The sequence below is a fragment of the Pseudomonas sp. NPDC089996 genome (genome assembly GCF_044748405.1).
Taxonomy (GTDB): Bacteria; Pseudomonadota; Gammaproteobacteria; order Pseudomonadales; family Pseudomonadaceae; genus Aquipseudomonas.
In genome coordinates this window covers 102971-123121 of the sequence record NZ_JBIVGA010000010.1, presented here as the reverse complement: position 1 = coordinate 123121, position 20151 = coordinate 102971, and the positions used below count along the sequence as shown (strand labels likewise).

Genomic DNA, 20151 nt, shown 5'->3' with positions numbered 1-20151 from the left:
AGAGCCGACCATTACTGGTCGGCCGAATTGGCAGTTAACAGGTAAGGTTAAGAGCCGTACGTCCTTGTGTGAGTACGTATTCCACTTTTATTTTTCTAAGATCATCAACGGGAACTTCAAAGGGATCTTGGTCAAGCGCGATAATGTCGGCAAGTTTGCCTGGAGTAATACTTCCTCTGATATCGTCTTCGCCCATGGTCGCAGCGGCATCAAGGGTATGCATGCGAAGGGCCTGTTCCAGCGTGACTGCTTGCTCTGGATCGATGTAGTTACCGGAGTAGGTCTCCCGCTTTACGCAGCACCAGACACTGAAGAGGGGATTTGTAGCCTCTCGCTCCGAGCCGATCCAGACATCAGAGCTACCCGACAGTCGCCATCCTTGAGCAATCAGGTCTTTGAACGGGAAACGTCCAATGCGACCGGTATCACCGAGGTAATCAGGGAAGTACTCCCCGAAGGTGTAGATGAACACCGGCTGGGGTACTGGGATGATGCCGGCTGTTGCCCAGGCCTCCATGGTTTTCTGCCTAGGCATGAAGTTGCCTGCGTGCTCGATTCGCATGCGCGTGCGACCGCTGCTGGCGCCCCCCATGGACTGGACTAATTCACACAGCCACTCCTGAGCTCGATCACCGTTCGCGTGGACTGCCAGCTGTAGCCCACTCTTCTGGGACTGCTCGTAGGCACGACGGAAAAAGTACTTAGGAAATGCGATCTCGCCGCATTGGCCATTCAGCCCAAGGTATGGGCAGCTGACAGCAGCGCTTTTGGCCGAGAATCCGCCGTCTGCGAAGAGCTTAATGCCTTGCATGCGGATCATGTGCTCGGATGCCTTTAGCTCGAATTTGCTCCGCCAGTTACAGGCATCATCGAGCTCCATGGTGCCCGGCGCCCAGATATAGACGCGCATCGCCACGGGCAGTGTTCCCTCACAGGCCATCTCATCCATGCACTGGATGCCCTCGACGGTCTCAGAGATCTCTCCGATTGTTGTAACGCCGAACCGGGTGAAGTAATCGAACAGACCTTCCTTGAGTGCGCTCTTGAGGGTTGCACGATCGCAGCCAGGGAAGGGGAGTAACGTATCCATTTCCTTGACTACCCCTGTAGGGTCGCCATTGTCGTCGCGCTCGACGATAGGAAGGCCGGTGACGCTGAACTCGGGCGCCACATAATCTCTGTCGATGCCAGCGACTTCCAAAGCCTTGCTGTTGAGTACGGTGATGTGCCCCCCGGCGCGTATAGCGATGGGGTGCTCAGTACTGACGGCATCTAATTCGGCTTTGCTCGGTAAACGGCCTTCTTTGAGTTTGCGATCAAAGAACAGGTTGCCTTGGCCAACGATCCATTCGCCTGGAGCACGCTCGTCTCGTGCTTTCGCAAACAAGCTGCAGACGTCAGCGATTGAGGAGCACTCCGGCGCACGGCAATCGATGGTGTTGAAAGTCGTCCTGCACACGACTTCCGCATGAGCATGGACATCTACGAACCCGGGCATGAGGGTGCGATTGCCAAGGTCTGTGACGACAGTGTTCTCAGTGCGGAACTGATCGACCTCATCACGGCGAATCAGCCTCACGATCCTGTCACCTCTGATGATTACCCCTTCAGCCTGCGAGTCAGCATCCGGGCTCATGGTAATCACCTTACCGCCAAGAAGGATCCTCTCGGGCGGTGCCTCTCTCTCAATCATCGTTACGTCTCCACTGCGGAGGTTCAAAAAGGCTAACGCGAAGGCGGATACCACAGCACTATCCACCGGTCAGCTACGGAAAAAACTTTTTCCAATCTTTTAAATTCCGCTTTTGTTTTTTTTCTTAACGAGATGCTACATAATCAGCAACGAAAGGGGATGTCAATGTCTTTTTCCCCTGTCGGTCGGCGTGCTGCCGAGCGACAGCACTGCACGACCAGCTGATGGAGCCGACACGATGAAAATTCCGGTCACGGTACTGACGGGCTATCTGGGAGCGGGCAAGACCACCTTGTTGAGCAAGATGCTTGCGGATCCCAGGGGGAGGCGTTACGCCGTTATCGTCAACGAGTTCGCTGAGCTTGGGATCGACTCCGAATTGATCGAGAGCAGGGACGAGCAGGTCATCCAATTGAGCAATGGGTGTTTGTGTTGCTCAGTGAGGGGGGATCTCTTGTCGAGCCTGGAAGCTCTGCTCGAAAAGGGTGGCTTCGATGCGTTGATCATCGAGACAACGGGCCTCGCGAATCCTGCGCCGATTGCACAAACCTTCATGCTTGACGATGACCTGAACGATGAGCTGGTGCTCGACGCGGTGGTCTGTGTAGTCGATGGCGCCCACATCCAAGGCTACTGGAAACGCCATCCGGAAATCGTCCAGCAGCTTGCCTTCGCTGACGTCGTGCTACTGAACAAGATTGAGCAGCTTTGTGATGACGACGCTGAATCCGTTGATGCCCTGCTTCGCAAACTCAGTCCTTCAGCCAAGCAGTTTAGAACGAGCCATTGCGCGGTCGACGTGGGATTACTGTCTGGCTTCAGCGCATACAGCTTGAAGGATCTGGAAATCACAGGTGCTGACCACCGGTTTCCTGTGCTGCTGCATCGTCACGATCAGCATGTCGTGAGCGTGTCTCTGACCACTGACAAGGAGGTGGTGCCAGACCGATTCATGGGGTTCATACAGGCCTTGCAGCGCGAGTACGGAGAGGATCTGTTGCGATACAAGGGGGTTCTAGCGCTGACCCACGAGCCTCGCAGGTTTGTGTTCCAGGGCGTGCAGGCGATGGCTGACGGCGACGTTCAGCGGCGCTGGCAGGACGATGAGCCACGCACCAGCAAACTCGTCTTCATTGGTCGAAACCTTGATTCCGACGCCTTGCGCAGCTCTTTCGAAGCCTGCCTGCAGTAGCACAACCCCGATCAATCTCCTAAAACAAGAGCGATAACATGCTATTCAACACAATCGAAGAAATCATTAAGGATGTTCGCCAGGGCAAGCCCGTGCTTTTGGTGGACGACGAAGACCGTGAAAATGAAGGTGATCTGCTGCTCGCGGCGGAGCTGTGCACGCCGGAGATGATCAATTTCATGGCCAGGGAGGCGCGCGGCTTGATCTGCCTTACCCTGACTGAAGAGCACTGCACTCGGCTGGAGCTCAAGCAAATGGTGCCGAACAACGGGGCGGTGTTCTCCACCGCTTTCACCATGTCGATCGAAGCCGCACAGGGTGTGACGACAGGGATTTCAGCGGCAGATCGTGCTCATACGGTACTAACGGCAGTGCGGCCCGGAGCGAAGGCCAGCGACTTGGTACAGCCTGGCCACATCTTCCCTGTCCAGGCTCGGGATGGTGGTGTACTGACCCGGGCGGGTCACACCGAAGCTGGGTGCGACCTTGCGCGCCTCGCAGGGCTGACTCCCGCATCGGTTATCGTGGAGGTCATGAATGATGACGGAAGCATGGCCCGACGCGCAGACCTGGAGCAGTTTGCTCAGAAGCACGGCATCAAAATTGGGACGATTGCTGATCTCATCCACTATCGATTGGCGACCGAGCGTACCGTGGTTCGCATCGGTGAGCGTGAGCTGCCCACGGTTCACGGTAACTTCCGCCTAGTCACCTACGAAGATGTTGTCGAGGGTGGTGTTCACATGGCATTGGTCATGGGTAAGCCGACTGGTGATGAGCCCGTGCTGGTCAGGGTGCATGTCATTGATCCTCTCTGCGATCTTGTGGGCGCAGATTGCTCTACACCGAGCAGTTGGACGCTCTGGAGTGCGCTAGAGAAAGTAGCCGCCGAAGGAGAGGGTGTAGTGGTGGTCTTGGCCACCCATGAGTCGTCTCAGGAGTTACTGGAGCGTGTTCCCCAGCTTTCAAAGCCAAACCGCAAATCTCAGCGCGCCCATTCACGCACCTATGCCGAGTTGGGCACAGGCGCTCAAATCCTCCAGGATCTGGGCGTACGAAAGCTCAGGAACATGGGGTCTCCAGCCAAGTTCCTCGGGCTGGCTGGGTTTGACTTGGAAGTCGTCGAGGTACTGGCGGGTGAGGTGGAAGCCTAGTACTTGCCCATTCAACTAGGGGGTGGATAATACCCGCACCTGCCCCCTAGACCTGCTGAGTATATGAACACTGCCGATCTGAACGAAGCGCCCGTCATCACACGACTTCAGCCTAAAGGACAAGGCCCGCTTTCAGAGCAGCTGTTGTCCGTCACTGATCGAGAAATCATTGCCCATCTGCAGGAGGATGGCCGACGTCCCTTTGTAGCCATCGCCCGAGAGTTGGACATCTCAGAGCGCACTGTCCGCAACCGTGTACATCAGTTGCTGGAGCAGAACGTCATCCAGATCGTCGCGCTGACGGATCCGGCGTCTCTGGGGTATCAAGCAGGTGCATTGGTTGGGATCACCCTTGATCTCTCTTGCTCGGCACCAGAAGTGTCTGAGGCGTTGATCAAAATCGCAGATGTCGATTACGTAGTCACCACAACGGGACGTTTCTCCATCGTTGTAGAGATTATCTGCACCGACATGGCGCGCATGCAGCATGTCCTCTACAAGGAGGTGGCAGTACTGCACGGCGTTAAGGGCATTGAGGTATTCCCTTACTACAGCGTCTTCTACCAGCGCGCGCAATTCTTCGGGCGTCCGCCGGCAGCTCAGCCTCATGGGGTGGTGAGCAAGGAAATGGACGAGGTCGACAAGAAGATTGTGCGCGAACTCAGCCACGATGGCCGAGCGCCTTTGAAGAATATCGCTGTGGCCCTCGGCATTTCGGAATCCCAGGTCAGGGGCCGGCTAAATGTTCTGCTTGAGTCTGGGCTGCTCAATATCATGGCGATCACCAGCCCAATGAACCTTGAAGATCGAGCCCTCGCATGGACGGCTATCACCGTGCGACCCGGCGTTCGGGTCAAGGATGTTGCTGAGCGCTTGCGTGCGATCGAAAAAGTCTCCTACATCACCATCTGCGCCGGCCGATTCGATTTGTTCGTTGAAGTGGTCTGTCCCTCCAGGCACGCCCTGTTCGAGCTCATCGATGATCAATTGCGAATGGTGGAGGGCATCGAGCGGATCGAAAGCTTCCCCTACATCGACCTCCTGTATAAGCGACTAGGCTCCGACAAAATCTGAATCCGAAAAAAAGCCGACCTTCTGGTCGGCTAAAGAGGGTGACGGATTGCCTGAAGAACCCCTCAGGCTCTTCAGAGGAGCAACGCACGCTGATCAGTTGCAGTTCGTCCAGACGGTCTTGGTCTGAAGGAATTTCTCGATGCCTTCAGCTCCGTTATCGCGACCATAGCCAGACTGTTTGTATCCACCCCAGGGGGCTGCACAGTCGAAGTTGCCGTAGGTGTTGATCCAGACGGTACCAGCCTGCAGTGCTCCAGCGACCTGGTGGGCCTTGCCCACGTCTCTTGTCCAGACCCCAGCAGAGAGACCAAAGCCGGTATTGTTGGCCCGGGTGGTGAGTTCATCAATGGTCTCGAACGTCTGGATGACCAGCACCGGCCCAAAGATTTCGTCAACCACGACCTCACGGCTATCCGAAGCATTCACCAGAATCGTCGGCTCCAGGAAGTGGCCGTCAGAAAGCGCGCCTCCTGCCTTGTTACCACCCATCACGCATTCGACACCTTCGGCCTTAGCGCGCTCAACGAATCCGCTAACCCGTGCAAATTGATCGGCGGAAATCAGCGGCCCCAAGGCAGTGTCCGGAGCCAAACCATGCCCCAGCTTGAGCTTGGCGGTTTCTGCCATCACCGTTTCGAGTACGCGCTCGTAAACTTTGCGCTCCACCATCAAACGAGAGCCCGCTGCGCAGACTTGACCGGAGTAGAAGAAGATTGCCATTGCTGCCGTAGCCGCCGCCTTGTCGAGGTCAGCATCGGCGAAGATCACGTTCGGGTTCTTCCCGCCCAGTTCCATCGAGACATGCTTGAGGTCACTGGCGGCAGTTCTGACGATATGCTTGCCCACCGCTTCAGAGCCGGTGAACGCGATCTTCGCAACGCCAGGGTGTTCGACAAGAGCCTGGCCTGCAATTTTTCCGAAGCCAGGTAGCACGTTGAGCACACCCGGAGGGAGGCCGGCTTCGATGGCAAGCTTCGCGAGGAATAGTGCCGACAACGGGGTTTGCTCGGCAGGCTTCAGTACGACGGTGCAGCCTGCAGCGAGCGCCGGAGCCAGCTTGAAGCAAGCTTGGCACAGGGGGAAGTTCCACGGCACGATGGCAGCAATTACCCCCAGCGGTTCGCGTCGGGTATAGACGTGCATATCAGGTGCACTTACGGGAATAGTCTGGCCGTGGAGCTTGGTTGGCCAGCCTGCATTGTATCGAAGCGCACCGATAGCAAGCTCGACGTCCACGGCTCGAATCTGGGCGGCAGGCTTGCCGCTGTCCAGGCTCTCGATCTGAGCCAGATCGTCGCCATGTTTCTCGATGAGGGCTGCAAGCCTATGGATGACCGCTTCGCGGTCTTTAGGCAGCATCTTTGCCCACGGGCCTACAAGTGCACGATTAGCGGAAGCAACAGCAACTTCGACGTCTGCAATACCCGCTTCAGAAACATTTGCTATGAGCTGACTGGTCGCGGGGTCGAAGGTCTGGAAAACCTTCCCTTCACAAGCATCCACGAACTGGTTGTCGATCATCAGCTTCATGGGTTGCTTGAGAAACGCCTGAACGGTAGGGCTCAGGTGCTTCAAAGGATCCAGTGGTAAATTCATGGCAAGGCCTCACTCTAATTGTTAGTAGCTTTCGAATTCGCAGGTGAAGATCCTGCAGCCGCCCGTGGCGAAGCGAGAGACATCCTCAACCGCCGCAACTCCCTCAGGGGACGCCAAGGACTCATCAAGTTCAGCCTGGTTGCGGAAGGTCATGATCGCGACGGTGTGCCACTCGTGTGGCGCGCTGGCCGAGCCACTGATACTGGCTTCGAGGGCGACGAGGTTTGGCATTTTCTTCACGAGTGGGATGTGAACGCCACGGTAGTGGCGCTCAAACTCAGTTGGGTTTGACGGCAACTCGTAGACCACGACGACCCGCTTCATGGCTGTGCGGCCGCTTGTGGAACGGCGAACATCTTGCGGCGGTGATACAGAAGCGGCATCTGCTGCGTGTTATGCGAAATGTGCCGGATGCAGCCGGTAACGATGAGGTGATCCCCGCCCGGGAGAACATCGGCGACTTCACACGCCAGTGTGCACGCCGCGCCCGGGAGTGTTGGCAGACCCAGTTCGCCCGACTTCCACGCGATGCCATCAAACTTGTCGGTGCTCTTGCCGGCGAACAGCATCGCCAGGTGCTCTTGTCCTGCACCCAGCACATGGATCAAAAACGGCTTCCCCCGAGTGAGGCATTCCAGTGTCTTCGATTTGCGGTCAAAGCACGCCAACATCATGGGTGGGGTCGCCGAGAGCGAGGAGACAGCGGACAGGGTGGCACCCACGGGATGGCCTTCGTCATCCCAGGTCGTGATAACTGTGACTGCTGCTGGAAAATCTGCCATCGCCTCCTTGAAAACCTGCAGGTCGATATCTGGCATCTCAAGGGGCTGCTGCAACTGAGCCTGGCTCATTTCGCACCTCCATTGATGGCTGGCATCACCTCGCGACCGATCAGTTCGATCGAGCGCATGATGTCCTCATGAGGAATGCCATCGATGCGCAACAGGATTTCGTCAATCCCCATCTGCTGGAGCTGACGGATGCGTTTGATGAAGTCATCCGGATCACCGACCATTACTGATGGGGTCTCGGAGATCAGGAAGTCCATGTCGCCTTCATGCTCCAGCAAGCGCAGCATGCGTCCGTCCAGGTACTCGTAAGAGCCCTTCTTACCGAGAGGGGCGTACAGGTCGATGATGAATTTGAAGTAGCTCGTCGTTACGTCACGAGCGATATCAACGGCACGCGCGCGAGTGGTATCACAGAACGCCGTTGCTACGTACAGGCCGGCTTGCTCGGTTCGGCGCGGGACACTGCTCTTGTGAGTCGCGAGCCCGGAGCGGTAGGCGTCGATGCACTCTTGCAGGTAATCGAACCCGAAGTAGTTTTCGAAGCTCAACACGCCAATGCCACGCTCACCTGCGTTGCTGTGGGTCTGGAGGCTCGATGCCGAAACGTAAATCGGAGGGTGCGGGGTCTGCAGTGGGCGAGGAACAACAGTGCGGGGCGGAATGTTCCAGATCGGCCCATTGTGCTGGAGCGTCTCATCAGCAAAGGCCTTGATGAGGACTTCCATACCGTCTTCCCACTGCGCACGCGTGGTGCTCGGATCAACGCCGAAAGCATCCAGCGTGACCAGGTTGTTGGAACGCGCGGTGGCAATCTCGGCCCTGCCGTTCGAGACAATATCCAGCGTAGAAGTGCGCTCAGCCACCAGGATTGGATGGTTCCACTGGAGCATTACTGCGCACATGGTGCGCAGCTTGATGTCTTTGGTCTGGGCTGCAATGGCGGCGTACAGCACTTCAGGCGCCGACACCGTGAATTTTGGTGGGTTGAAGTGCTGCTCTGAGGTGCCCCAGGCATAGAAACCAAGCTTATCGGCCAGGCACGCCTCAGCGATCATTTCCTGATAACGCTGAGCAACGCTCACGCCTTGCATGGTTTCGCCTTCTTGCAACAGGCTGATCTTCATTTTTCGTCTCCCATTGGGCTTTTGTTTTCCGGTTTCAGCAGGCTATACCCAGACGAGAGACGCATTCAAGCATTATTTTTCACTTTATTGCCGTCTTTCGTTATTTTCGCGGCTTGCGATTACCGGAAAAAGCGCCCGAAAGGCTCTGCGTTTCCGGTTTGCCCAGGCGGCAATCGATGAGGCGCGAATTCGAGTGATAGAGGGGCAGTTAGTCGAAGCGTTGGATCCTGTTGCCTCAGGCGATCCAGTTACCACTGAGAGTCGCCAGCACTCTCAGGGACAGGGCATGTAGGGCTGTCAGGTCGTCCGGGCGAACGAGAGAGGAAAACAGGGGGAAGGAGAGGGTCTAAGCTGCCCAGGCAGGTCTCATCCACGAAGAAGTGTCTTTGCACCTGGGCCAACTTGATGAGCTCAGCGGATCAACAGGTCACTGGTGGACTGCGTTCTGGAAGCTTTCCAGAGCCTCCCACAGTCCGCGCATGGTTGGATTGTCGTTCTGCACAGCTGAGTAGGAGCGGATCTCCAACTCCGTGCTCCAAGTGCTGCCACCGACTTGAATCAAACGCCCTCGCGAAAGCTCTTCCTGTACGGCACTTTGCGGTAGCCAGGCGATTCCGTAGCCCTCGACAGCCATGCGCATAAGCAACATGGCCATATCTGCTTCGTAGCAGCGCTCCAATGCGACAGGCACACCTGTACCCGCTATCAGGGTGTCTACGACCTTCCCAAGAAAGGTCGAAGCAGTGTAGGCGAGGTAGGGCACCGGCGCTGAACTGCGGCCTGGAAGCTGGTATTTGGGTCTGCCGTCCGCCGCTGGCGCTGACACTGGCATGAAGGTTTCGTGACCCAGGGTTAGGCTTCTGAAGTACGCAGGATCCAGGAGGATGGGGGCTTGAGGATGGTGATAGGTGATCATCAGGTCACAACTGCCTTCTTCGAGGGCGACCACCGCATCATGGATGTTGGCCGCAACGACGCGCGCGTTGAACTGATCACTGTGAGCTTGGAATTTGGAGAGCCATTTTGGAAGGAACGTCATTGAGAGGCTGTGGCCAGCGGTGATCTGAATCGATCTCCCAGGCATCCGTTCTGCGTCCCTCAGAGCAGACCTCAGTTTCATCAATCCCGCCATCGCTTCTCGACCTTCCTTGCAGAAGGCAACCCCGGCTGTGGTTAGTTGAACTGGATACGTGCTTCGGTCAACCAACTCGACCCCCACCCAATCCTCCAGTGACCTTATCCGGCGTGACAGCGCGGACTGAGTCACGCTGCGAACCTCAGCAGCCCTGGAGAAATTTTTCCATTCGTCTAACGCCAATAGGTCATATAACCATTTGATTTGCATGGTGAGTTTCTGCTGGGAGAACGTCTTCTTACTCTAGCTGAGCAGACCACTCCGATGTATTCCGAAAGCGCATAGTTTGATCCTGAATCCTCATCAACTCCCACCCGGTGCTGCCATAAGATCGAAGCCTGGCTGCAGCCATTTGCTGCCGCGTTTCTGCCAAGTCACAACACCAACAACATTGCTTGAGGATTACTTCCGTGAAGAACAACAAGCTTCCGCGCCGTATCGCGGCCGGCATTATTTTAGGCGTTCTGGTCGGTTGGGCCTGTCATGACCTGTCTGCTGATGCAGAGCATGCCAAGCAGCTGGCAGGTTACTTCTCCCTGGTGACCGATATCTTCCTTCGCATGATCAAGATGATCATCGCGCCCCTAGTTTTCGCCACATTGGTTGGCGGCATCGCCAGCATGGGTAGCTCCCGGTCGATTGGCAGGATCGGTCTGCGCGCAATGGCGTGGTTTGTCACTGCTTCGGTGGTTTCTCTGTTCATCGGGATGGCACTCGTCAATATCTTTGAGCCGGGCGTAGGGCTGAACCTCGATGCTTCCCACCCGGCTGCGGTAACTGCGGTAGGCACGGGTGACTTCAGCCTGAAGGCCTTCATTGGCCATGTCTTCCCAAGAAGCATTGCTGAAGCAATGACCAACAACGAGATTCTCCAGATTGTGGTGTTCTCGCTCTTCTTTGGCTTTGGCCTAGCTGCAGTGAAGCGTGCGGGGCACACGAACATCGTCGACAGCATCGACGAGCTGGCCAAGGTGATGTTCAAGATCACCGACTACGTAATGGCTTTTGCACCGATCGGCGTATTTGCAGCCATCGCTTCCGCCATTACTACCCAGGGTCTGGGTCTGCTGTGGGACTACGGCCGTCTCATCGCTGAGTTCTATATCGGGATTGCTGTGCTGTGGGTGGTTCTGTTTGCCGCTGGGTTCATGTTCCTCGGCCGCTCGGTCTTTACGCTTGGGAAATTGATCCGCGAGCCAGTGCTGCTTGCCTTTTCCACTGCCAGCAGCGAGTCGGCCTACCCTAAAACCATGGAGGCGCTGGAGAAATTTGGTGCGCCCAAGCGGGTCTCCAGCTTCGTCCTGCCGTTGGGCTACTCGTTCAACCTTGATGGCTCGATGATGTATCAGGCGTTCGCCATCATGTTCATTGCTCAGGCCTACAACATTGACCTGAGCTTCACCCAACAGCTGTTGATCCTCCTCACGCTGATGGTCACCAGCAAAGGCATGGCGGGCGTTGCGCGTGCGTCTATTGTCGTCGTGGCCGCCACACTCCCCATGTTCAACCTACCTGAAGCCGGCCTGCTGCTCATCATCGGTATTGACCAGTTCCTGGACATGGCTCGCACCGGTACGAACGTAATCGGAAACAGCATTGCGACTGCAGTGGTGGCGAAATCCGAGCCTCTTGAGGATGAGGAAGACGACGCGCCTGTTGCACGAAGCGATCAACCGCATCCCGCTGGCCAACCGGCGTCCATCGCCTGAGGATCAAGAAGTGACGAGTCGGAATAAGTCAGCCCCTACACCAATTTCACCGCGTAAGCTCGGTATCGTTGGAGGGCTTGGTTCGCTCGCGGGTGGCGACCTTTTCTACAAACTGGTCAAGTCCCGAGCTGTCATGGAGAACCAGTCACGCTTCCACTTCCTGTTCGAACAACAGCCCTTCAAGGATGTGCTGTTGCCGCTCGATGCGAAGGCCAGCATGACGTCCCGGAAGTTCTACGTGTTCCAGGTGTGCAAATCATTTGAAGAGAGCAGGGTGGATGCGATCGTGCTGCCGTGTTTCGCGAGCCATACCTTCCTGGCAGAGGTACAGGAAGAACTGAGCTTGCCGATCATCGACATGATGGACGCATTGGTGCAATCCATCGAGCACGTACTCAAGCCTGGCGGCAAAGTAGGGGTGATTGCTTCAGACTTCGTTCGTAATTCCGGCCTGTTTGAGTCACGCCTCGGCGGGCAGTACGAGGTGGTTTACCCCACCGATGAAGCCCAGGTTGAGCTGATGACGTCCATGTATGGAACTGCCGGCATCAAGGATGGACATCTGGACGGGGTAGCTCTGGAGGGTGTCTACCGGGCATGTTTGTCACTTCAAGAGCAGGGGGTGAGCCTGATTGCTCCGGGCATGACGGAGCTATCACTGGTCGCTCAGGATCTGCAGCGTCGTGGCCTGCCGGTACTGGATATCAACGAGATCTACGCGAGCTTCGCTACCGCAGAACCAGGTTCATCGCCTACGCCGGCGTTCAAGTTGGGAATAGTTGGCGGCGTGGGCCCTGCGGCCACGGTGGATTTCATGGGGAAGGTTGTGGCAGCGACACCCGCTGGCCGCGATCAGGATCACATCAAGATGGTGGTCGAACAGAATCCGCAAATCCCCGACCGCACGGCCAATCTTCTGCGAGAGGAAACGGATCCGACGATGGCCATGTATTCCACCTGCAAGCGACTTGAGAGTGCAGGTGCCCATGCGATCGCCATACCCTGCAACACCGCGCATGCTTTCGTTGAGCGCATCCAGCCGCACCTGAGAATTCCGATCGTGAACATGCTGGCGGAGACCGCCAGATGGATTTCTCAGCGCTACGGTAGGAATAAGGTGGTCGGTTTGCTGGCAACCTCCGGCACGGTACAAAGCCGTGTGTACCACGATGCGGCGCATCAGGCGGGGCTAACGATCATTACTCCAGGAGTGGAGTACCAGAGCATGGTCATGGAGTCGATTTATGGTGAGCGAGGGGTCAAGGCGGGACACACCCAAGGGATTTGCAGGACGCAGTTGCTGGTGGCTGCAGAACATCTGGTAGAGCTGGGTGCTGAAGTCTTGATCCTCGGGTGTACTGAATTGCCGCTGCTTGAGGCTCATAACGAAGCGTTCGAGGTGGGTGGAAGAACTGTCGCATTGATAGACCCCACCACCATCCTGGCTCAGCGCTGTGTAGCACTCTCATCGGAGCGACCAGCAGACCTGGTAGAGTCGGAGCTGTAGTACTGGGAAGGGAGCGTTTTACGTCGACTGTGCTGTTGGTACCGGCACAGTCGACGGCATTGATTCAAACGGATCTTCAGGCTGTCGCTCTCTGGCTTCACAAATGGGTTCAGCGCTTAGGACTGGTAGCTCTTCGCGAGGCGTTCAAACATCTGAATACCCGAAGCAATCACCTGGTCGTTGAAGTCGTAATGCGGGTGGTGCAACGGCATGGCATTACCGTCACGATTTGCCCCAAGCCAAAAATAGGCGCCTGGGCACGCCTGCAACATGAAAGCAAAATCCTCCGAGGCCATAGAGGCAGGCCCATTCCATTCGACACGCTCAGCGCCACTCAGCGCAATACCGATGTCCCGTACTCGTGCGGCGCAGTCAGGATCGTTCTTCGTCACAGGGTAGCCTTCGCGGTAGATCACGCTGCCGGTGCCCCCAAAGGACACAGGAAAGGAGGTGGCCATGGAGCGGATCATGTTTTCCACTTGCTTACGAACCGACTGATCGAGGCAGCGTACGGTACCTTTTATCGTAGCGGTCTGAGGGATGACGTTGTAAGCACTCCCAGCCTCAACCATCGTGACACTCAACACCACTGAGTCCAGCGGTGAGATGCGCCGGGAGGTGATGGTCTGCAGAGCAGAGATAAGCTGTGCCGCAATCATGACCGGATCGATGCCTTTTTCCGGCATGGCGGCATGAGCTCCAGATCCGCTAATGCAAATTTCAAACGTGTCTTGGGAAGCCATCATCGCGCCGGGATTAACCGCGATTAGCCCTTCCTTCAGGCTGGGCCAGTTATGAAGGCCGTAGACGGCAACCATTGGGAATTTCTCGAAAAGACCATCCTCGATCATTTTTCTCGCTCCGGCGCCCGTTTCTTCCGCCGGCTGGAAAATGAAGTGGACATTGCCCTTGAAGCTCGTGTCACCGCAGAGGTATTTCGCAGTAGCGAGCAGGATTGCAGTGTGACCGTCGTGACCGCAGGCATGCATACAGCCGGCATTCGTTGATTTGTAGTCAGGGCTAAGCAGAGCCAAAGGCGAGAGCTCAAGTCTGTCGCTCAATTGCTCCAACTTGTCCAAGGTGATACTGGACTTACCGCTTTCTAGCTTTGACAGGTATGTCCTGCTCGTCGTGTCGGCGAATCCACGTTGCGTGATGTTTCGCTTGCTGCGTAATGCCCGCAGTACGGTGGCGAATGACGATTTCAGGGGCATGGGATTTTCCTCGCATCCAAACGATCATTGCACATGCTTCTTCACCTTCTTCCTCGCCGAGATGACGCCCCACCCCTTAACAACGAAGCCAACCTCGCCCAACAGGACGAGGCCGACCAAAAGGCACTGTTGACGAACAAAAAACGGTTTTGGGCCGCTGGCTTTGCGACCTACGGTGACATCGATATTCTCGCTTTGGTCGGCATGCAAGAAGAAAAATTCAAAGATTACTTCTCGCGTATTGCACGCCGATTCCCGTTGGTGATCGTCGATGAGTGCCAAGACTTGTCGGCTGAGCAGCTTTTGATCGTCAAAAGGCTGAGCCTACTAGGCGTAAAATTCCATTTTGTAGGTGACCTTAACCAGTCAATTTATGGTTTCAGGAAATCGAATCCAGCAAGCGTGCGTCGGCGCATGGAGGAGCTTGGCTTCGAGGAGTACGTCCTCAACGAGAATCGCAACCCCACGGGTCTGCGAGCGGTCAAGACATGCCGCTCAGGTCTGGCGGGGTGTCATCGCTGAGGGAACTGAATTTTCGGCCCGACGGCACCTGGGGCCAATTTCTGAGCAGTTTTTCTCTTTCAATATATGCTTAAAGCAGTCCTTGGTTGGAGCCACGAACATTGCAGTGCGCATACGGATTTTCCGCATTGTACCGAGATCTGTAAAAATCTATTGAGCCCCGTTTTAACGCCAAGTCTGAGTTACCAAGGTTGCAACAATCTGGATTTTGAATCGGACGGGCGGTACTAGGGGGGAGGGTGGCGCAGTACACTCTCCCTATCGGATCACGAAGGTCAAGCATCGGAGTCCTTATGAGCCCCTCACCACACGGTTTAGTCGGCATCCGCCTTGCAGAGAAGCAGATCGAAACGCTCAAGCAACGGATTGATACGCTCCAGCAGGATCCAGGCTATGCGCAGGACGTGGAATTCTACGGAAAGCTTCAGGGGCTGATGCAAAAATTCGGGTTTACCTCTCAGGATGTGGTGGAGCTGCTGATGTTGAGGGGAGATCTAGAGCTTGCACCGAACCTAACCGTATCGCGTTTGAGGCACATCTTCAGCCTGATCGAGGGTGAGGCCCGGGTTGAGAGGGGGGCATGAAGATGGGTGAGAGCCAAGGCAAAACGATCCATCAGAAGCTGGGCCGGCTGATCGAGCTGAATCAGGACATCGGGCTGCGTTATCGTTTGTCCTGCGAGCTGATGGAGGATCCGGGAGTGGCGGATTGCTTAAGGTTTCTTGGGGAGCTCGATCACTTAGCCCTTCAGTACGGGTTTAGTCCGAGCGAAATCATTGCGCTGCTGAATGCGGAGGACAAAGAGGGCGTGATAGTAAGATCAAAGCCGGTGGGGTCTGAGCCTCAGATGAAATCTTGAGATCTATTTCAATGAAGCATTATCGCCCAACTCAACTAAATGAATATTTAGTCGAGTTATATGGAGACCATGCTTTGAACCCCATGTTAGTACGATGCAGCGGCGAAGGATAACGGAAATCTAGACGATGAATTCTGTAAGGAGCCCTTTAATAGCGGTAGAAATCTCCAAATGGCTGCTGTAATCGATGTTGGCATGGGCTCTACTCAGAATCTAGGACGCAGGACGGCTAGACCGCAGTGGCGGCGATATCGGCAAGCTAAATCGAAAGGTACGAGGGGTGTCCAGCCTACCCAATGGCGTCGATTCGCTTGGTGGGATGGCAAAAATGTATCCTCGATGACCTGATCATCCACCTGAACTCGATATGCGGTAGTTAAGGGGTATATTGGAGTTTGACGCATTAAACATTAAAGGTGCCGCACCTCAGATGTGATGCCATGCATCTCAGATTACTTCCTTGATGCCAAGCATCCATGTTCGCTTCCAGCAAACTTTTAGAACCACTTGTCCGATTTCTTCGGCATGTTTAGAGAAGCGTGGTTTCATGGAACATAAAAGCAAACTTACAAACGTCGATTTCTGAATGACTTTCTCAACGTCTCCAAGCGCTTTCACAGGATGATTCAAATCTAGGATGGTGACGCAGAGGGATTGAACGGTTGACAAACGTGCCGAAGTGATCCCGAGAAAAACGTATGAAGCGAGAAGTAAAGTGAACCCTATGGAGTCTAGACCTCAAGAAAACGCGATTACTTCCAGGTTTGGGGTCAAGGTTGGTTCGGCGTACTCCAGGCTCGATCTGCAGCACAGTGATCGAGGCCAGGGCCTGGCTTCAAATCTGCCCACCCACGGCCCCGGTAGCTCCATACGTATGTGCGCATAATGCATATTATGTTAAATGAAGTATTACACGGGCTTGCTGTCCAGCCCGTCCCTGCATGATCTGGACACTTCCACCCACTACCAAACCAGCCGCCAAGCGCTGTTCGACCGTTTGTCCAGTAACCAGCTTGCCCAGCGTTACGGCACGCACCGCGTTGGAAGCTAGAGTTTGAAACGCACATGGATGCAGCTCTTGCCTTGCTGCCGCTCGATGCTCACCGCTGCGCTTCCATATCCTGAATAACTTCTCACCAGACGCATGCCCAGGCCCGTGCCTGTGGGTTTCGGATAGGTATCCGGAAATCCCAGGCCCTCGTCCTTCACCGTCAGCCGCACATGATCCCCGGCATGCTTGACCAAGACTTCAACGGTACCTTTGCCGTACTTCAACGCATTGGTCACGAGTTCGGACAGCACCAGGCCCAACGGCGCCATCCGCTCGGGCGGCAGGAGGAAGTCGTCGGCCTCCAGCACTATTGCCCGATCGGTCAGCGCCTTGCCCAGATCGCCCAACAGTGCGTTCAGGTAATCCACAGCCATGACGCCGTTGTCTTGCGTGGCGTGATAAAGCCGCTCATGCACGCTGGCGATGGTCACGACACGGCCTGCCGCGGTCTCCAGCTGCTGCTTCACCGCCGTATCCGGCGTGAGGTTGGCCTGCAGGAGCAGCAAGGTATTGACCAGATGCAGGCTGTTCTTCACCCGATGGTGAATTTCTTCCAGGTGCAGGTCGCTCGCGCTCTGCCGGGAGTTCTGAGCCTCGATCAGCGATAGCAACCGAGCCTCATATTGATGACGCTCGGTAATGTCCCTGGACACAGCGATGATTCGTTCCAGCTGACCGTCTGCGCCCAGGATGGGTGCCACCGTCACATCCCACCACATGGGCTCATCCGAAGCGGTCCGAAAAAAACCTTCGAACCGCGCTGTTTCGCCGGCGACCACCTTGTCCAGAGCTTGCGCAACGAGTGGCCGCGACTCTTCGGGCCACAGACCCACCCAGCGCTGCCCCTTGACGTCGGTCACTGCAGTCAGGTGCATCAGCTCCAGACCTCTCTCGTTCATGAACTCGATCACGCCACTGGGCGAAAGAATCTTTACGCAGTCCGGGCTGGCATTCAGGAAACTTTCCGAATAGGGATCGGGGTAAGGTGGCTCATCGCCTGCCGTGATGCGTTCGACTGCCAGGGAGATGATGTTGGCAATCCCCTCCAGGAAGACCAGATCGCTTTCGACAAAATCATCCCCGTCGCTGCTGTCCGCCTCAAGCACGCCAAAGGGGCCGAGCGGGCCGCGTATCGGAACGTTGATGGCACGTTCGATACCGTATTTTTTCAGCAGATCCGGGGTACGAAAGCGCTCCTCCATGCCCAGGTGATTGGACAGCACGGGGCGGTAAGTGGAGAGCGCGTACCCTGCCGGGCTGGCGATGTCGCCGCCCACGGTAGCGTGGCCGATGTCTGACTCGTCCCAACCCACGCCATGCGTAAGGACATAGTCTGCACTGTCGGCAAGCGGCTGCAGCACCTTGGAAAACCGGGTCTTCATCCCCTGCGCGGCAACACTGCACGCTTGCGTGAGCAACACTTCAAGGTCGTCGACCTTCAGGGACATGACACCGAACTCGACCACCAGCTCATGCTGGCGCTGCAGCCTGGCATGGGACTTTTTCAAGGCTGCCCGGATGGTTTCATCCGGCGGTAGCTGTTGCATGACCATTTCATCCAGATACTTGGTGGAAGTGCGGTATTACCACGGTAATGCCAGCGTTTCGCTTATCGCTCTGAAACCATAGACGCTATTCGTGGCGGGAGTGTCTTCCAATCGGATTGCACCGCATAATCCATGGCTACACATTTGCGGAGTGTCCACATTGCAGCCCACCGACCCCGAACTTGCGCCTGCCCTGCCCGCCCATCGCGTAACGAATCGCAGCCCTTACGGTGGATGGCGAAGGTGGCGCCAGCGCGTGGCGTTCTGGGTCGGGGCACTGCTCGTCGGTTTGGCGGCACTCGCGTTTGCATGGGTAGCAGACCATGCGTATGCCCTGTTCTCATCCATTAGCGGGCATTACCACTGGGCCCCCTTGCTCATCACGCCGGCAGGCTTCGCGGTACTCGCCTGGCTCAGCAATCGTTGGTTCAGCCAGGCCAAGGGCAGCGGTATTCCGCAGGTCATTGCCGCCTTGGAATTTCCCTCGCGCAGCTTTCGTCGTCAGGTGCTGTCCGTGCCCGTCGCCGCAGCAAGGATGGTACTGACTGTCGGTGCGCTGTTGGTGGGTGGTTCGGTGGGCCGCGAGGGGCCCACTGTGCATGTGGGTGCTGCAGTCATCTACGCCCTTGGCACCCGCCTCGGTCTACATGGTCGACGCACGGTATCCGGGCTTATCCTTGCCGGCGGAGCGGCAGGCATCGCGGCGGCGTTCAACACGCCGTTGGCGGGGATCGTATTTGCGATTGAAGAGCTCAGCCGAACCTTTGAACAACGGTTCAGCGGGCTTTTGCTTACCGCCGTCGTCATTGGGGGAATGGTGACGCTTGGGCTGATGGGCCATTACTCCTACTTTGGCGAAATAGGCGCCCAGCTCCCCCAAGGCTGGCAGTGGGCTGCCGTGCCCATCTTCGGCGTGCTCGGCGGGCTGCTGGGGGGGGTGTACGTAAGGCTGGTTCTACCCTCCGATAGAGGTTGGATTGGCAAGTTGTGCGCAGTACGTTCGCGGTGGCCAGTACGGTTTGCTGCAGGCTGCGGCATGACCCTGGCGTTGCTCGGCTTGTTATCAGGCAACCATGTATTCGGCACGGGGTATGAGGAAACACGCAGCTTGCTCGAAGGGCATCCGGTAACGGACCCGGCCTTCCTTGTCTGGAAATTCATGGCCAACGTCGTCTCCTACCTGGCGGGCATTCCCGGGGGGTTGTTCTCGCCATCGTTGAGCGTGGGTGCAGCGTTGTCGCCGTTGCTGACGTTCATTCCCGGTTTCGATGTTCAGACAGGCGCACTATTGGGCATGGGGGCCTACCTGGGCGGCGTAACGCGGTCGCCACTGACCGGTTCGGTGATTGTGCTCGAACTGTCCCATAGCCCTGACATAGCCATTCCATTGCTGGCATCAGCGCTCATTGCATCCTCCGTTTCCGGATGGATCGCGCCAGTGTCGCTCTACCACGCCCTGGCACAGAATCTGACCAGGCATCTGGCCCGCTAAGCGTTGTGAACCAGCCCCGGGAGATCACGTGCAAACAGGGCAGCCGCCGTGGGTTTGAGCATGGTTGCAGACAACTCGTCCCAACAGACCCATTTGCAGGCAATGATGCCTTTACCAAGCGCAAAACAACAGTTGTCAGGCAGAACAGTCATATAGATGTGGTGAAAAACATTACCCACCTCGAGGGTGCCAACGGCGTTCAAGCCTGGACAGTGCAGTGACAACTCATTCCACAGTTCCCGGGCAGCAGCAACGACGGGCGCTTCACCTGACGCAATCTGGCCGCCTGGAAACCGCCATTTGGCGCCCTTTCTCCGAACAAGCAGTACTTTGTCGTTGCGCGAGCAGAGGACCGTGGCTTTGACCTTGGCTGGGCGATGCTTGGTGACGCTCATGAGGGACCGCACCTGAAAGATGGGCGACATCCTGAACGCTGGTGTGGGCTTCCCTATAGTTGAAGACTCGTTTGACCGAAGGCGAGTTCCAGATCG

At 56.4% G+C, this 20151-nt stretch carries 18 protein-coding genes; 9 read left to right on the top strand and 9 right to left on the bottom strand.

Features of this window, described 5'->3' with window-relative positions:
* Positions 1–34 precede the first annotated feature (34 nt).
* A complete protein-coding gene (locus ACIPW4_RS18610; RefSeq protein WP_223272742.1) occupies positions 35–1636 on the bottom strand; it encodes an amidohydrolase in 1602 nt (533 codons plus the stop codon).
* Positions 1637–1931: 295 nt separating this feature from the next.
* Between ACIPW4_RS18610 and ACIPW4_RS18605 the strand changes: the two genes are divergently transcribed.
* The 3 genes from ACIPW4_RS18605 (at position 1932) to ACIPW4_RS18595 (ending at position 5113) form a co-directional block, all read left to right on the top strand.
* The gene (locus ACIPW4_RS18605) at positions 1932–2885 is read left to right on the top strand and encodes a CobW family GTP-binding protein (RefSeq protein ID WP_400660416.1); all 954 of its coding nucleotides are present in this window, start codon (positions 1932–1934) and stop codon (positions 2883–2885) included.
* A gap of 38 nt (positions 2886–2923) precedes the next feature.
* Positions 2924–4039: a bifunctional 3,4-dihydroxy-2-butanone-4-phosphate synthase/GTP cyclohydrolase II gene (gene ribBA, locus ACIPW4_RS18600; RefSeq protein WP_400660414.1), complete on the top strand. Its 1116-nt coding sequence runs from the start codon at positions 2924–2926 to the stop codon at positions 4037–4039.
* A gap of 63 nt (positions 4040–4102) precedes the next feature.
* A complete protein-coding gene (locus ACIPW4_RS18595; protein WP_400660412.1) occupies positions 4103–5113 on the top strand; it encodes an Lrp/AsnC family transcriptional regulator in 1011 nt (336 codons plus the stop codon).
* 93 nt (positions 5114–5206) lie between these two features.
* Here ACIPW4_RS18595 and ACIPW4_RS18590 read toward each other — a convergent pair whose 3' ends face one another.
* From ACIPW4_RS18590 to ACIPW4_RS18570, 5 genes are all read right to left on the bottom strand, one after another.
* Complete coding sequence (locus tag ACIPW4_RS18590; RefSeq protein WP_181097975.1) at positions 5207–6709, bottom strand: aldehyde dehydrogenase family protein; 1503 nt, start codon at positions 6707–6709, stop codon at positions 5207–5209.
* Between the two features lie 21 nt (positions 6710–6730).
* The gene (locus ACIPW4_RS18585; RefSeq protein WP_400660410.1) at positions 6731–7033 is read right to left on the bottom strand and encodes an EthD family reductase; all 303 of its coding nucleotides are present in this window, start codon (positions 7031–7033) and stop codon (positions 6731–6733) included.
* Positions 7030–7560: a flavin reductase family protein gene (locus ACIPW4_RS18580; protein WP_181097976.1), complete on the bottom strand. Its 531-nt coding sequence runs from the start codon at positions 7558–7560 to the stop codon at positions 7030–7032. Before ACIPW4_RS18580 ends, ACIPW4_RS18585 begins: the two co-directional genes overlap by 4 nt.
* Complete coding sequence (locus ACIPW4_RS18575; RefSeq protein ID WP_400660407.1) at positions 7557–8624, bottom strand: LLM class flavin-dependent oxidoreductase; 1068 nt, start codon at positions 8622–8624, stop codon at positions 7557–7559. Before ACIPW4_RS18575 ends, ACIPW4_RS18580 begins: the two co-directional genes overlap by 4 nt.
* Positions 8625–9051: 427 nt before the next feature.
* Positions 9052–9969, bottom strand: coding sequence for a LysR substrate-binding domain-containing protein (locus tag ACIPW4_RS18570; protein WP_400660406.1), 918 nt, complete (start codon positions 9967–9969; stop codon positions 9052–9054).
* A gap of 200 nt (positions 9970–10169) precedes the next feature.
* Between ACIPW4_RS18570 and ACIPW4_RS18565 the strand changes: the two genes are divergently transcribed.
* Both ACIPW4_RS18565 and ACIPW4_RS18560 read left to right on the top strand, forming a co-directional pair.
* Positions 10170–11468, top strand: a complete 1299-nt coding sequence (locus ACIPW4_RS18565) for a dicarboxylate/amino acid:cation symporter (RefSeq protein ID WP_400660405.1) — start codon at positions 10170–10172, stop codon at positions 11466–11468.
* 10 nt (positions 11469–11478) lie between these two features.
* Entirely contained in the window at positions 11479–12975 is a 1497-nt protein-coding gene (locus tag ACIPW4_RS18560; protein WP_400660588.1) for an aspartate/glutamate racemase family protein, read from the top strand.
* A 116-nt stretch (positions 12976–13091) separates the two neighbouring features.
* Here the strand turns inward: ACIPW4_RS18560 and ACIPW4_RS18555 are convergent, their stop codons facing one another.
* A complete protein-coding gene (locus tag ACIPW4_RS18555; RefSeq protein WP_400660403.1) occupies positions 13092–14189 on the bottom strand; it encodes an amidohydrolase in 1098 nt (365 codons plus the stop codon).
* Positions 14190–14222: 33 nt separating this feature from the next.
* Between ACIPW4_RS18555 and ACIPW4_RS18550 the strand changes: the two genes are divergently transcribed.
* The 3 genes from ACIPW4_RS18550 to ACIPW4_RS18540 all read left to right on the top strand — a co-directional run bounded on the left by ACIPW4_RS18550 (position 14223) and on the right by ACIPW4_RS18540 (position 15570).
* Positions 14223–14711, top strand: a complete 489-nt coding sequence (locus ACIPW4_RS18550; protein ID WP_400660401.1) for a UvrD-helicase domain-containing protein — start codon at positions 14223–14225, stop codon at positions 14709–14711.
* 293 nt (positions 14712–15004) lie between these two features.
* Complete coding sequence (locus ACIPW4_RS18545) at positions 15005–15295, top strand: hypothetical protein (protein ID WP_076384741.1); 291 nt, start codon at positions 15005–15007, stop codon at positions 15293–15295.
* Positions 15292–15570 carry a hypothetical protein gene (locus ACIPW4_RS18540; protein WP_400660399.1) on the top strand — a complete coding sequence of 93 codons (279 nt, stop codon included), beginning with the start codon at positions 15292–15294 and terminating at the stop codon, positions 15568–15570. The genes ACIPW4_RS18545 and ACIPW4_RS18540 overlap by 4 nt, the downstream gene beginning before the upstream one ends.
* Before the next feature lie 1047 nt (positions 15571–16617).
* Here ACIPW4_RS18540 and ACIPW4_RS18535 read toward each other — a convergent pair.
* Complete coding sequence (locus ACIPW4_RS18535; RefSeq protein ID WP_400660395.1) at positions 16618–18168, bottom strand: sensor histidine kinase; 1551 nt, start codon at positions 18166–18168, stop codon at positions 16618–16620.
* Positions 18169–18328: 160 nt separating this feature from the next.
* Here ACIPW4_RS18535 and ACIPW4_RS18530 point away from each other — a divergent pair, with 160 nt between their 5' ends.
* Positions 18329–19660, top strand: coding sequence for a chloride channel protein (locus tag ACIPW4_RS18530; protein WP_400660394.1), 1332 nt, complete (start codon positions 18329–18331; stop codon positions 19658–19660).
* Here ACIPW4_RS18530 and ACIPW4_RS18525 read toward each other — a convergent pair.
* The gene (locus tag ACIPW4_RS18525; protein WP_400660393.1) at positions 19657–20055 is read right to left on the bottom strand and encodes an NUDIX domain-containing protein; all 399 of its coding nucleotides are present in this window, start codon (positions 20053–20055) and stop codon (positions 19657–19659) included. The two genes, ACIPW4_RS18530 and ACIPW4_RS18525, sit on opposite strands and share 4 nt — an antisense overlap.
* Positions 20056–20151 lie beyond the last annotated feature (96 nt).

Coding starts and splice junctions, on each gene's coding strand:
- ACIPW4_RS18610 (WP_223272742.1), bottom strand. CDS start 1,636: ATGAGCCCGGATGCTGACTCGCAGGCTGAAGGGGTAATCATCAGAGGT.
- ACIPW4_RS18605 (WP_400660416.1), top strand. CDS start 1,932: ATGAAAATTCCGGTCACGGTACTGACGGGCTATCTGGGAGCGGGCAAG.
- ribBA (WP_400660414.1), top strand. CDS start 2,924: ATGCTATTCAACACAATCGAAGAAATCATTAAGGATGTTCGCCAGGGC.
- ACIPW4_RS18595 (WP_400660412.1), top strand. CDS start 4,103: ATGAACACTGCCGATCTGAACGAAGCGCCCGTCATCACACGACTTCAG.
- ACIPW4_RS18590 (WP_181097975.1), bottom strand. CDS start 6,709: ATGAATTTACCACTGGATCCTTTGAAGCACCTGAGCCCTACCGTTCAG.
- ACIPW4_RS18585 (WP_400660410.1), bottom strand. CDS start 7,033: ATGAAGCGGGTCGTCGTGGTCTACGAGTTGCCGTCAAACCCAACTGAG.
- ACIPW4_RS18580 (WP_181097976.1), bottom strand. CDS start 7,560: ATGAGCCAGGCTCAGTTGCAGCAGCCCCTTGAGATGCCAGATATCGAC.
- ACIPW4_RS18575 (WP_400660407.1), bottom strand. CDS start 8,624: ATGAAGATCAGCCTGTTGCAAGAAGGCGAAACCATGCAAGGCGTGAGC.
- ACIPW4_RS18570 (WP_400660406.1), bottom strand. CDS start 9,969: ATGCAAATCAAATGGTTATATGACCTATTGGCGTTAGACGAATGGAAA.
- ACIPW4_RS18555 (WP_400660403.1), bottom strand. CDS start 14,189: ATGCCCCTGAAATCGTCATTCGCCACCGTACTGCGGGCATTACGCAGC.
- ACIPW4_RS18550 (WP_400660401.1), top strand. CDS start 14,223: ATGCTTCTTCACCTTCTTCCTCGCCGAGATGACGCCCCACCCCTTAAC.
- ACIPW4_RS18545 (WP_076384741.1), top strand. CDS start 15,005: ATGAGCCCCTCACCACACGGTTTAGTCGGCATCCGCCTTGCAGAGAAG.
- ACIPW4_RS18540 (WP_400660399.1), top strand. CDS start 15,292: ATGAAGATGGGTGAGAGCCAAGGCAAAACGATCCATCAGAAGCTGGGC.
- ACIPW4_RS18535 (WP_400660395.1), bottom strand. CDS start 18,168: ATGCAACAGCTACCGCCGGATGAAACCATCCGGGCAGCCTTGAAAAAG.
- ACIPW4_RS18525 (WP_400660393.1), bottom strand. CDS start 20,055: ATGAGCGTCACCAAGCATCGCCCAGCCAAGGTCAAAGCCACGGTCCTC.